Consider the following 13289-nt stretch of genomic DNA (forward strand, 5'->3'; position numbering starts at 1 on the left):
AAATTTCAAGACACATTTAACACACCATGCTAGCTATCTGTATTTGAAATCTACAAAATGAGGTGTATGATCAAAACATTACAGCAAGGAGGATTATCAATGAAAAAGGAAACTACTTTCAATGAAATCGTACGTAAAGTGCGTAAAGATACATTTGGCAAAGGACCGGAACGGATTCATACGACCTTTGTAGATAATATGGCGATTACTAAAATGTGGGGCAATTTTACACCTACCGAAAAATTTATTGCTTTAACTTCTGAAGGCAAAGAAATGGTACACCGTGCGCGAACACAGATGGTTCAAGGACTGTATGATCAGCACGTACCTGATGGTATGGAAGAATTATGCGGTTCTAAATTACAGCATTTGTTTACCGATATTAAGGTGGAAGATGATTTTGCCATTTCTGTATTTGTTTTCGAAAAAAATATTGAGCAAGGATGAGGCAGATGGATCTAGAATTGCAACAAGAGCGTACGATTGTGCGTTACCGGCGCGGACAAGTCACCACGATCACCGATCAGGTCGTTAGCGAACAACCGATTACTGTAAAAGTAAACGGCGAAGAATTTGTAACATTAGTCTGCACACCTGAATATATCGAAGATATGACAGTAGGATTTTTGGCTTCAGAAGGCGTGATCAAGCAGTATAGCGATATTCAAGAACTGTGGGTACAGCCTGAAGAAGGTTTTGTCCATGTGCGTACAGATCGCTGGAAGCCACAGCATCGTCAGTTATTTACCAAACGTTATATTACTTCTTGTTGTGGTACCAGCCGTCAGGGATTTGTTTTTTTTAATGATGCACGTACAGCTAAAGTTATAGATACAGTTAACGTTACTTTGTCTTTTGAAGATTGTTTTCGGCTAATGGAAGAAGTCCAACAAAGCGGGGAATTATTTCGTCATACAGGTGGTGTGCATACAGCCGCTTTATGTGATCCGAGTGGAATTATTGTGGCACGAAGCGATATTGGTCGCCATAATGCATTGGATAAAATTTACGGTTGGTGCCTCAAACAGAATCTTAGTTTAGAAGGTAAAATTATCGTATTTAGCGGTAGAATTTCTTCCGAAATTTTGACGAAAGTATCCAAAATTGGCTGTGAAGTGATCTTATCCAAATCTGCGCCTACAGGGTTAGCTCTTGAGCTAGCCGATCATCTAGGCATTACAACTGTTGGATTTATTCGTGAAGATTCATGCAATGTATATACACATTCACAAAGAATTCTGGAATGTCAGGACATATCACCAGATTCTATGATACTCTAGTATGAAACCAAAAAATAAATACCAGAAGAAGATAAGATTCTAAACTATCTTGCAACAAGGTAAGATGAACACGTTTCGAAGTCGATGTAAGACGGTACTAGCGAGGAATGGAGAGGTGTCTATGACTTCAAAAGATCAACATAATCGTATATTAAGAGACTTGCGCATCTCTGTCACAGATCGCTGTAACTTCCGTTGTCGATATTGTATGCCAGAAGAAATTTTTGGTAAGGATTATGCCTTTTTACCTAAAGAAAGCGTACTGACAGAGGAAGAGATCGGTCGAATTGCCAAAATATTTGTATCTCTAGGAGCCAAAAAATTACGAATTACCGGCGGAGAACCTTTACTGCGTAAAGACTTGCCTAATATTATAGAGCGTCTATCCACTTTGGATGCAGAAGATATATCGTTAACGACCAATGGTAGTCTGTTATCTCGTATGGCTGTAAGCTTGCGTCAAGCTGGACTTCATCGTGTTACCGTGAGTCTGGATAGTCTGGAAGACGATATGTTTTTGCAGATGAATGGAGGACGCAGTCGTGTTCAACCTGTACTTGATGGGATTGATGCGGCAGCTGAAGCAGGATTACAGGTCAAAGTAAATATGGTCGTACAAAAAGGATTCAACGAAGATGCAGTTGTACCGATGGTCGATTATTTCCGCCAAAGAGGTCATATTTTACGTATGGTTGAATATATGGATGTAGGAAATAGCAATGGTTGGAATCGTGAGCATGTGGTCAGTAAGCAAGAATTACTAGATCGGATCGGCGAACACTTTCCACTTCAACCGGTTGCACCGAATTATGATGGTGAAGTAGCAACACGTTATCAATTTGCAGATGGTATCGGAGAGATTGGGTTTATTTCCTCAGTAACCGAAGCTTTTTGTTCATCATGTACACGAGCAAGATTGTCTGCCGAAGGGAAATTATATACTTGTTTATTCGCCACTAAAGGTCATGATCTTAGAGATTGGTTGCGTTCAGACCGTAGCGATGAACAGATTGCAGATTATATACAAGCTGTATGGACCAATCGTAAAGACCAGTATTCGTTAGAGCGAGGATTAGCTTCTGACAAAAATGATCCCAATGGTCACAAAGTAGAAATGTCGCATATTGGAGGATAGAAGGGGCAACCCTTCTATTTTTTTATTTGCAAATGTAGCAGAATTGGGTATTCCAAAATTTTATTTGTCACAGTATTGACAAACTTTAAGCACCAGATTAATCTTAATGAGCAGTTAGCGATTATTATTTGAAGCAGACTCATAGAATGTTTTTGCTTTAAATCTAACGATCAAGTTGATTGGTATCCTTATAGGCGTCTGTAAGGGCATTAACCAGCATTAATTATTCTCTATCCTCTTTTTGAGCTAGATCTAAGAGGTCTATTGGAGCATTGTTAATGGTGGTTTTTTGGCGTTTTTTTATAGTTTATGATAACGACGATCTGTTACAACGATGATGAACATGGAGGGTTTACAATGTCTTTTTACACCCCGCAAGAAATTATGAATATCACCGCTGAAAATGGTCTGAAAAAATCAAGATTACCATTCTGGACGGTATTGATTTTGGGCTTTCTAGGAGGAGCTTTTATCTCATTAGGATTTTTAGCTGATATTCGTGTGATTGGTACAGCACCCAAAGAATTAGGTTCAATCGCAGGCTTTTTTGGAGCCGCTGTTTTTCCAGTAGGTCTGATGTTGACGATTCTTGCAGGAGCAGAGTTATTAACAGGCAATATGATGGTGATGGCTATGTCGTGGTTTGCCAAAAAAATTACACTATCTCAAGTAATCAGCAATTGGGTATTGGTATTGCTATCTAATTTTATAGGTGCGATTGCAGTTGCTTACTTTTTTGGACATGTGGTTGGACTTACAGAAGGTGATTTTTTAGCTAAAACACTCGCAATTGCACATGCCAAAGTGGGCGAAGGTTTTGGTGAAGCTTTTGTATCTGCGATTGGTTGTAACTGGTTAGTCTGTCTGGCAGTCTGGTTAGCTTATGGCAGTAAAGATTCAGTCGGTAAATTTATAGGAATCTGGTTCCCGATTATGGCATTTGTTGCAATTGGATTTCAGCACGTGATCGCTAATATGTTTGTGATTCCAGCGGCTATTTTTGCAGGGTCTGATATTACATGGACGCAATATGTAGAGAATTTTGTGCCTGTCTTGTTAGGGAATTTAGTTGGAGGGGCTATCTTTGTTGCTCTTGCTTATTTTGCAGCTTATCGCTATACGACAGAGCTTGCTATGACGACAGAAGCAGTAAGTGATTCTAACCATTATCATGAGCAAGGATTAAGTAGCTCAGTGGTCAAAGTCAAACACTAACAGCCGTATACACATATCTATCTATAAAAAAAGAAGCATGACCGAATCGATACGGCAATGCTTCTTTTTTATAGAAATAAAGCTAAATATACAAATCCATCATGTCGCTATTAAGCCGAAGTTTTCTCGTCATGTGGTGTTGAAGTAGGAGTAGATGGTCTGACGATCGGTTCAACATTATTAGTGTCTGCTGAATCAGCTACTTCATTCATATCGATCTGGAAGCGGTTCAGTTCGTGTTGCATTTCTTCGCGAATCTGACGAAGCATTTTCACTTTTTCGCTAGATTCTAAGAATGAACGTTGTTGTTCTACTGTAGAAGCTGTAATTTCTTCGCTACCAGCCGCTGATTGTTCAGTGATTGCACTGATATTTTCGATCGCTTGATGAACCTGGCTACTCATATCTTGAGAAACTTTCATATCTGTTGCGAGCTTACTTACATGTTCAGCAATCTGTCCGACTTTACTGCTAATTGCCGCAAAGGAAGCATCTGTAGAACTTGTCGCTTGCTCTTGTTCCTGAAACAGATCAATACTTTGAGCAACAGAAGATTTTACTTTATTCATCGCTACAGTAATGCCTTCAACTGCTGCAAAAATTTGTTGTACCGCGGTCACAGATTGAGAAGCTAGCTTTTTCACTTCATCTGCAACGACAGCAAATCCTTTACCTGCTTCGCCCGCGCGAGCCGCTTCGATGGAAGCATTCAGAGAAAGTAAATTCGTTTGTGAAGCAATTTCAGACACTAACTTGGTCATATCTGTGATTTGTTCTGCATTTTTTTCAAGTTCAGAGACGGTTTTCTCGACTTCAGCCATCGCAGAACGATTGTTAGCTACCAGTTGCAATTGTTGCTTCATCACAAGACTACCTTGTTCAATCGCTTGAATCGCTTCTTCACTATACGCCGCAGATTCTGTGGTCGTCTCTAGATTGGATGAAAATTTCTGTTGCATATCATCAACAACCATAACTGTTGTGCTCAAGTCTTCCGCAATCTTCTGACTACCGATCGCTAATTCTTCTGTCGAAGTAGCGACTTGATTCACAATCTCTTGCATCACATCATTGCTACGATCAATATCTTGTGCCATATTATCGACACGAACGCCTGCCTGATCAATTGAAGTTACGATACTACGCAAGTTATCAATCATAATATGGAATGAACGATTAAGATCATCGAGTTCGTCTTTACCTTTAGTCTCTGCTAACTTGATCGTTAGATCGCCATCAGCAATTCGTTGAGCGGCAATATTCATTTGTTGAGTACGACGTGCAAATTTACGTGCTGTCCATGTGTTAAATACGCCGACAGCAATCAGTAAGAAGATAGCACCGAATAAAGCGATTTGCCAAGTGAGATCAATACTGTGTGTTAAGTCTTTAGTATATTCGGCATACCGTGTCTGAGTAAGTTCATTCAAAATATAAATATCGTTCTGAACGCCTTCGATACGAATACTTTGACGCTTGGCTTCTGAGCTATCATCGTTTGTTAATGCTTGTTGTGATGTGTCACTCAAGTCTTTGAATTTAGTCACTATTAAAGCTAGACGTGCTTGTTCTTCAGGCGTCTGTAACATGCCATTCGAAAGGGTATCAATCGTTGCTTGCGTCTGAGTCAATTGAGTATTTACACTCGATTTATTACTAGCTGACATGGTAAAAGAGAAGTTAGCTAAAGCTTGCCCTGTCTGTACCATATTACCATCTAGCTGTTTGACATTTAGCATAGCTGGAACGAGATTATTGTTTTGTGAGTTGATATTAAGTAGTTGAAAAATAATGTATGCGACAAGAATTAAAGAAGCGATCAGCGAAATCATCGCATTTAATACTAATTTACCTTGTATTTTCATAAGATCCTCCACGTAGTTACTTTTAAATTCAGGAGCTATATTAGATTGATTAAGAATTTAGATCAATTTTGATCTCGCCTGAAATCAATTTTTTCTTTAAATCTTCTAATTGTTTTTGTTGTTCTTCGGTTAATTGAATAACATGAATATCGGTTAAGCCTACACCATCACCAGTTAGACCAAACACCATGTCTTTTTCTTTAAACGTTTTATTGTTTTTGGCAAAAGATTGTAATGCGCTATACAAAGCGACATCGACATTTTTGATCATCGAAGTCAACACTGCTTTTTCAGCTACGAAAAATTGATCGCTATCTACACCAATCGCATATTTACCTTGAGTCTGTGCTTCTTGTAAAGCACCTACGCCCGTCAAACCTGCTACAGTATAAATCACATCTACATTTTCATTTTCAATCATTTCTTTCGCTGTTTTGGCACCTAGTTCTGAATTACCAAAGTCACCTGTGTAGTTGGTTACAAAAGAAATATTAGAATTTACAGAGCGAGCCCCTTGTTCAAATCCAGATTGGAATTTATGCAATAATGGGGATTCTACACCACCCAAAAATCCAATACGATCAGATGTACTTGCCATAGCAGCTACAGCACCTGCCAAAAAACTACCTTCTTCTTCTTTGAACGTGATCGAAGCAACGTTAGGTAGCTCTGAAGTCTCATCTACAATAATAAATTGTTTGGTAGGATTAGCTTTAGCCGCTTTTTCTAGACTTTCTTTCATGATATAACCAAGTCCAATAATGATATCGCTGTTTTCTTTTGTTAACTGGTTAAACGCTTCATCATACGTTTTGGTCTGAGAAATTTCTTTATAATCAAAGGTAATACTTTCTTCATTTCGTGCCTTTATTAATCCGCGAAAAGCAGCATCACTATAAGATTGATCACCTAAGCCAATATCCGATAATACAATCCCTACTTTGATTTTGTTTGCCCCTGTGGCAGCTTCTGTTTTTGTTTGCTGAGAAGAGCAAGCACTTAGTAATAACATGATTGCGATTAAAGCAGTCAATCCAGATAGAAACGTTTTTTTTCTCATCATACTTCTCCTATTCCCCTCTAATCCCAAAATAAATAACTTCCTTTCTTATATCGGTTGATGAGAGAAGTTCGTTTATAAAATTTTATAGCCATCGACCTAATACTTTAAATTTAAAATAATTATTTAAGCACAAAATAGTTTTTTTGAAATTAATGCTTGGATGCGACACTGTGACAGGGTATGATAGACAATAAAAATACGAATTCGTTATTACTGGAGGAGAAGCATGAAGTATATCAGTACTAGAGGACAAGTAGAACCAAAAGGATTTATTGACACTGTATTAATGGGGCTTGCTGATGATGGCGGCTTAATGGTACCCGAGCATATTCCGGTGATTGCTCCTGAAACGTTAAATGAATGGAAAAGTCTAAGTTATGTAGATTTATTCCTCACTATATTTTCTTACTATACGAATGATGAGATTCCAGCAGAGGATTTGAAAGATTTAGCGTCTCGCAGTTATGCTAATTTCCGTCATCCTGAAGTGACACCTGTGACTAAGATTGATGAATCTCTTTATATTATGGAATTGTTCCACGGACCTACATTTGCATTCAAAGATGTAGCTTTACAATTTATGGGTGAATTCTATTCCTATGTATCCAAAAAGCAAAACGAGATTATTCATATTTTGGGAGCAACATCTGGGGATACTGGCGCTGCGGCTATTCAAGGGGTGCGTGGTAAAGAAGGAATCAAAATCTGTATCTTACATCCACATGAGAAAGTAAGTCGTGTCCAAGAGCTACAAATGACGACAGTGGATGATCAGAATGTACTCAACTTATCGGTTAAAGGTAATTTTGATGATTGTCAGAAGATTATTAAAGAGTTGTTTGGCGATCTCAATTTCAAAAAAGAATATCATCTACGTGCAATTAATTCGATCAACTTTTTGCGGATTTTAGCGCAGACGGTGTATTACTTCTATGCTTACTTGCATATTGATCAAGGACAACACCAATTGAAAAAGATTAATTTCAGCGTACCTTCCGGTAATTTTGGTAATATCTTTTCAGGATTTTTGGCTCAAAAAATGGGATTGCCGATCAACAAACTGATTATCGCAACCAATGAAAATAATATTTTAGAGCGTTTTGTACAAACAGGTGAATACAAACCGGGTGATTTCAGAAGTACACATAGCCCTTCGATGGATATTCAAGTGGCCAGTAACTTTGAACGTTATCTTTATTATTTTGTAGGTGAAGATGCTACTAAAGTCTCCGAATATATGAACGTTCTCAAAAGCGAAGGACAAATTGTGATGACAGGCGAAGATCTAGCCAAAGTACAAAGTGACTTTGCGGCTTATGGCGCTTCCAATCAAGAATGTCTGGATACGATTTTGAAATATAAAGGCAATCATGATTATTTACTTGATCCTCATACAGCATGTGGGATTACAGCTTATGAGAAATATCAAGGGGACGATGAGATTTGTATTACTTTAGCTACTGCTCATCCAGCCAAATTTGATGAAGCCATTATTCTATGTGAAATTGAGCAAGAGTTCCCTGACGAAATCAAAGCATTATTCTCCCAACCGCAACATCAAGAAGTGGTTGAACATGATACAGCAGAAATTGTACGTCAATTAGAAGCCTTTTACACATTAGCGTAGTTCTCACGATATGACCGAATAAACATCCTTGTATTCTTTATATTCTGTTCAGGTCACCAGCCAGAAGAATAGATATAAAGAAAAGGATGTTTTTTGGTATGTACACGTAATGAGCTTTATTGACGATCATTCTTTGCTTCGTTAAAATTAAAGACATCATACATCTTGATTATATACAATCGCTTTTGACCAATATCATAAAGAGTACAGATAGAGCTAAACGCTAGGAAGTAGGGATCAATATGAAATTTTCAAAAGCTACCAATTATGCACTGCATACAATGGTCTATCTGGTGCAACAGGAATCGAATAAGCCTATCGGAGTGCAACAAATTGCAGAGACCTTCTCCGTCTCACCAACCTATTTATCCAAAATCTTGACCAAACTGGTCAAAGCAGGCATTATTGAATCGGCTTCAGGAGCAAATGGAGGATATCGCTTAAGACGAAAGCGTGAAGAGATTTCATTTCTGGAAGTGATTCATGCTATAGAGGGCGTTAATTCTTTATTTACAGGCTGTTTGAATAACAATGATCAATGTGCTATTCAGCGAGTGATGTTCGAAGCAGAAGGTCAGATGGAACACTATCTCAAAGAGAAAAAGTTGATCGATGTGTCTATCCATTCGGAGATGACGATATAAAATAAGCTCCTTTTTGATCCAGTAGATCGCAGGTAATTATATCTGCGATCTTTTGTTTGCGTTAAGCCTATATTAAAATGGGTACTAAGAGGAAGCTGTATATGTTACAAGTTATGTATATTCATTGTTATACGAGGACATATTTGGGTCTGTAGAAAGGATGATATAGGAATGCTGCAACAGAATCTAGTCGAATGGCAACAACAATGGAAGCAATTATTGCACCAATTGGAGCTAAAAGGAGCAGACACTGCACTGCTCTGGGAGGAACCAGCTACAGATCAAGAAATTGCTGATATTGAGCATCAATTAACGATTACATTGCCAGAAGAGTTAAGAAGTCTGTTGCAAGATGGTGGTAAAAGAGTCATGGTCTACTGGAATATTTCATATGCTCAAACGGCTCCTTTTGAGTTATCTGGAGATACGGGTTGGGATATAGAAAGTATAGATTTTTCCGATTTTGGAGACGATGAACAGATTGATCAGAAGCGTTACTTATGCTTTTACCATGCAGGTAATGGCGATGAGCTGGTATTGGATCTGTATAGTAATCCTCAGCGTCCAATGGTATTCCACTGGGCACATGAGACAGGCGAATTTCATATTCTAGCTGTCTCGCTTACTGACTTTTTGAATAAAGTCACAGAACTGAGTTGTATCGGTGCAGAAGAATGGCAGTACCAGCCGTTTATCGATAATTGTGGATTGAATTTGTATAGTAAGCCTGCCAAGCAGTGGCAACAATGGATTCATGATTATCTGCATTTTACGTTAGAAGACGCAAGTCAGGATCTAAATCAATTGATTCGTTATACAGAATTAAATGGAATAGAAGATGATACGGTTCAAGCTTTTGCACATTATCATCCAGACGAAGTATTACAAGCATGGCTTGAACGGATTCAGATCGAACATACACAGTCTATCAAAGACGGATTAATCGAATATACCGGATTAATTAATCGACATCATGCTGCGGATTGGGTGCGCAAATTATGGGATTTACCTGAAGATCAACGGATTAATTCATATATTCTTGCCTATCTGACAGCGATTTGCTTACCAGAAGATGAAGGTTTGGAACGGATATGGAGAAAGATTGAAGAAAAAGAAAAGGAAAAAGAGCGCAAATTAAATGGGTATGAAGCGAATACCGGTCTCAAAAATTTTCACAGTCGCAAAGTCATTCACTGGATCAAAGATCGAGTCACTTTTCCATACGATGGTTGGGATCAGCTCTTTGCCGTTTCGAATCCACAGAGTGAAGATTATATAGAGTGGTTACAAGGCAATGATGCACAGCGCCAGATCGCTATTTCAGCACTGGGCAAATCGGTACAATTAGATCAAACGTTTCACAGAGTTGAACAAGTTGAAAGTGTGCGTGTATTATTAGAACAGGCTATGAACAAAGCTGTAATTAAAAAAGAAAAACGAATTATCGCAGAAGCTTTGAAAGTATTGGATCAATACAATGTTCAATAAGTAAATAAAGAATGATTTATAGTGGAGGCTAACTACGTGGTTCTGGTTATATTGTCGTGTCTTATTTTTGTGATCACATTAACATTCGTGATCTGGCAACCACGGAATCTGTCGATTGGTTGGTCTGCTTGTGGAGGTGCAGTACTTGCGCTTCTATTGGGTGTAGTGAGTTTTCATGATGTCTGGGATGTTACCCTGATCGTCTGGAATGCTACACTAGCTTTTGTTGGGATTATATTGATCTCGCTGATTTTGGATCGAGTAGGGTTATTTGAATGGGCAGCACTGCATGTCGCTCATATCTCCCGTGGTAACGGTGTACGGATGTTTATCTATGTAGGTATTCTGGGCGCTATTGTATCTGGACTATTTGCTAATGATGGAGCAGCACTGATCTTAACACCGATCGTTTTGGCGATGGTGCGTGCACTCAATCTGGATGAACGTAAAGTGTTTCCTTTTATTATTGCAGGCGGGTTTATCGCAGATACGACATCATTACCGCTAGTAGTGAGTAATCTGGTGAATATTGTATCTGCTGATTATTTTGGGATTACATTTATGCAATATGCAGGGCATATGATTGTGCCTAATCTATTCGCACTGATTGCCAGTATCGGTGTATTGTATCTTTATTTCCGCAAAAGTATTCCTCGTACGTTTGAAAGTACTCATTTAAAACCACCTATGGATGCTATTAAAGATGTACGGATGTTTCGCTTATCCTGGATCGTGCTGATTGTATTATTAATTGGCTACTTTGTGAGTGAATTTTTGAATATTCCGGTATCGATTGTTGCAGGAGTTATTGTCATTATTTTCTTAATTCTAGCACGCAAAAGTCCGATTGTTCCTGTCAAAGAAGTACTTAAAAATGCTCCGTGGTCGATTGTCTTTTTCTCTATCGGTATGTATGTCGTAGTCTATGGATTACGTAATGCAGGCTTAACCGATCTGTTAGCTACCTTAATTCAGAAGATAGCCGACCAAGGACTGTTTGCAGCTACGATTGGTATGGGCTTTATTGCAGCGATTATATCATCAGTGATGAATAATTTACCAACCGTTCTGATCAATGCACTTGCTATCAAAGCAACTGTAACCTCAGAACCGATTCGTGAAGCACTAGTGTATGCGAATGTGATTGGTTCCGATCTGGGTCCTAAAATAACGCCGATTGGTTCTCTAGCTACTTTATTATGGTTACATGTTCTGGCAACCAAAGGAATCAAAATCTCATGGGGAACCTATTTTAAAATCGGAATTATTTTGACCATTCCGACATTATTAATTACGTTACTTGGATTATATTTATGGTTATTGGTCGTATAATCATTCATCTGTATGCATGGTTAAACGTACGATTTCAACAGTACTGTTTCTCACAAAGAAGCGGTACTGTTTTTTTTATGATTAATATTGTAAACGTTTACAAAATAAAGACTGTATATGGTGGCATAGATAACAACAGAAGCATATAATAGTCAATGTAGAACAACTATGAGATTTTTAACAATAGGCAAACAGTCGGAGGAATGAAGCGTGAGAATAGAAAAAGACTTTTTGGGTACAAAAGAAGTTCCCGATGAAGCATACTATGGTATTCAGACGATGCGTGCAGTAGAGAATTTCCCTATTACCGGACAACGTCTACATCCTGAATTGATTCGTGCGATGGCGATCGTCAAAAAAGGCGCAGCAATCGCAAATATGGAATTGTCACGTCTATATGCTCCTAAAGGAGAAGCAATGGTACAAGCGGCTGAAGAGATTATTGCTGGACAATGGCAAGATCAATTTATCGTTGATCCGATTCAAGGCGGAGCCGGTACCTCAATTAATATGAATACGAATGAAGTTATTGCTAACCGTGCACTGGAAATTATGGGAAAAGACAAAGGAAGCTATGTCGATATCAGCCCGAATAACCATGTGAATATGGCGCAATCCACCAATGATGCTTTTCCAACAGCGATTCATATTGCTACATTATCCATGATTGAGAAATTGCTGGTAGCGATGCGCGAATTACAGCAATCTTTTCAAGTGAAAGCAGATGAGTTCGATACAGTGATCAAAATGGGACGTACTCATTTGCAAGATGCTGTACCGATTCGCTTGGGTCAAGAATTTCAATCTTATGCTCGTGTATTGGGACGGGATATTCGCCGTGTAGAAGCGACCCAAGAAAACTTGCTTCATATCAATATGGGCGCAACCGCTGTTGGAACAGGGCTAAATGCAGATCCACGTTATATCGTACGAGTAGCTGAAATACTGGCTGATATTAGTGGATTCCCTGTGGTTGCATCAGATCATCTCGTCGATGCGACTCAGAATACCGATGCGTATACAGAAGTATCCGCGGCTCTCAAAATCTGTATGATGAATATGTCTAAAGTGGCGAACGATATTCGCTTAATGGCTTCAGGCCCCTATGCAGGATTAGGCGAATTGGTATTACCTGCTCGTCAACCGGGTTCTTCCATTATGCCGGGGAAAGTTAATCCAGTAATGTGTGAAGTCGTTAACCAGATTGCTTTTCAAGTGATTGGTAATGATCATACCATCTGTCTAGCTTCAGAAGCAGGGCAATTGGAATTGAATGTTATGGAACCGGTATTGGTCTATAATTTATTGCAGTCTTTAGAAATTATGAAGCAAGGATTTACCGTTTTCCGTCTTCATTGTATAGATGGGATTCAAGCTAATGTGGATCGTTGCCGTGAGTATGTAGAACGCAGTGTAGGCATGATTACAGCGCTCAATCCGCATCTAGGTTATGAAGTGGTATCTCGTATTGCTCGTGAAGCGATTCAGACAGGTAAGCCTGTACGTGAGCTTTGCTTGCTGTATAACGTACTGACCGAAGAAGAACTGAATATTATTCTAGATCCATATCAAATGACAGAGCCGGGTATTGCTGGTGAACAATTGTTGCACAAAGAATAATAGAATAATTATAGTCGTAT

At 38.8% G+C, this 13289-nt stretch carries 11 protein-coding genes; 9 read left to right on the top strand and 2 right to left on the bottom strand.

Annotated elements, in window-relative coordinates; all coding sequences use genetic code 11:
* Positions 1 to 99: 99 nt before the first annotated feature.
* The 4 genes from PaeCFBP13512_RS12450 (at position 100) to PaeCFBP13512_RS12465 (ending at position 3630) form a co-directional block, all read left to right on the top strand.
* Entirely contained in the window at positions 100 to 447 is a 348-nt protein-coding gene (locus PaeCFBP13512_RS12450) for a DUF2294 domain-containing protein (protein ID WP_069330010.1), read from the top strand.
* 5 nt (positions 448 to 452) lie between these two features.
* Positions 453 to 1280, top strand: coding sequence for a formate dehydrogenase accessory sulfurtransferase FdhD (fdhD, locus tag PaeCFBP13512_RS12455; protein ID WP_137223413.1), 828 nt, complete (start codon positions 453 to 455; stop codon positions 1278 to 1280).
* 115 nt (positions 1281 to 1395) lie between these two features.
* Complete coding sequence (gene moaA / locus PaeCFBP13512_RS12460; RefSeq protein WP_137223415.1) at positions 1396 to 2415, top strand: GTP 3',8-cyclase MoaA; 1020 nt, start codon at positions 1396 to 1398, stop codon at positions 2413 to 2415.
* 357 nt (positions 2416 to 2772) lie between these two features.
* On the top strand, positions 2773 to 3630 hold the full coding sequence (locus tag PaeCFBP13512_RS12465; RefSeq protein ID WP_137223417.1) for a formate/nitrite transporter family protein: 858 nt from the start codon (positions 2773 to 2775) through the stop codon (positions 3628 to 3630).
* Positions 3631 to 3740: 110 nt separating this feature from the next.
* Here the strand turns inward: PaeCFBP13512_RS12465 and PaeCFBP13512_RS12470 are convergent, their stop codons facing one another.
* Entirely contained in the window at positions 3741 to 5495 is a 1755-nt protein-coding gene (locus tag PaeCFBP13512_RS12470) for a methyl-accepting chemotaxis protein (RefSeq protein WP_137223419.1), read from the bottom strand.
* A 49-nt stretch (positions 5496 to 5544) separates the two neighbouring features.
* Positions 5545 to 6555, bottom strand: coding sequence for a BMP family lipoprotein (locus PaeCFBP13512_RS12475; protein ID WP_069330005.1), 1011 nt, complete (start codon positions 6553 to 6555; stop codon positions 5545 to 5547).
* Between the two features lie 229 nt (positions 6556 to 6784).
* Here PaeCFBP13512_RS12475 and thrC point away from each other — a divergent pair, with 229 nt between their 5' ends.
* From thrC to aspA, 5 genes are all read left to right on the top strand, one after another.
* A complete protein-coding gene (gene thrC / locus PaeCFBP13512_RS12480) occupies positions 6785 to 8185 on the top strand; it encodes a threonine synthase (RefSeq protein WP_137223421.1) in 1401 nt (466 codons plus the stop codon).
* A 242-nt stretch (positions 8186 to 8427) separates the two neighbouring features.
* Positions 8428 to 8829 (top strand): RrF2 family transcriptional regulator, encoded by a 402-nt coding sequence (locus tag PaeCFBP13512_RS12485; protein ID WP_069330003.1) that lies wholly within the window; start codon positions 8428 to 8430, stop codon positions 8827 to 8829.
* Positions 8830 to 9000: 171 nt separating this feature from the next.
* Positions 9001 to 10317, top strand: a complete 1317-nt coding sequence (locus PaeCFBP13512_RS12490; protein ID WP_137223423.1) for an SMI1/KNR4 family protein — start codon at positions 9001 to 9003, stop codon at positions 10315 to 10317.
* Positions 10318 to 10353: 36 nt separating this feature from the next.
* The gene (locus tag PaeCFBP13512_RS12495) at positions 10354 to 11649 is read left to right on the top strand and encodes an arsenic transporter (RefSeq protein WP_193555952.1); all 1296 of its coding nucleotides are present in this window, start codon (positions 10354 to 10356) and stop codon (positions 11647 to 11649) included.
* Positions 11650 to 11859: 210 nt separating this feature from the next.
* Entirely contained in the window at positions 11860 to 13269 is a 1410-nt protein-coding gene (gene aspA / locus PaeCFBP13512_RS12500) for an aspartate ammonia-lyase (protein WP_069330000.1), read from the top strand.
* Positions 13270 to 13289 lie beyond the last annotated feature (20 nt).

Origin of the sequence: Paenibacillus sp. CFBP13512, from assembly GCF_005233705.1 — a bacterium.
In the GTDB taxonomy this organism is placed as follows: Bacteria; Bacillota; Bacilli; order Paenibacillales; family Paenibacillaceae; genus Saccharibacillus; species Saccharibacillus nuruki.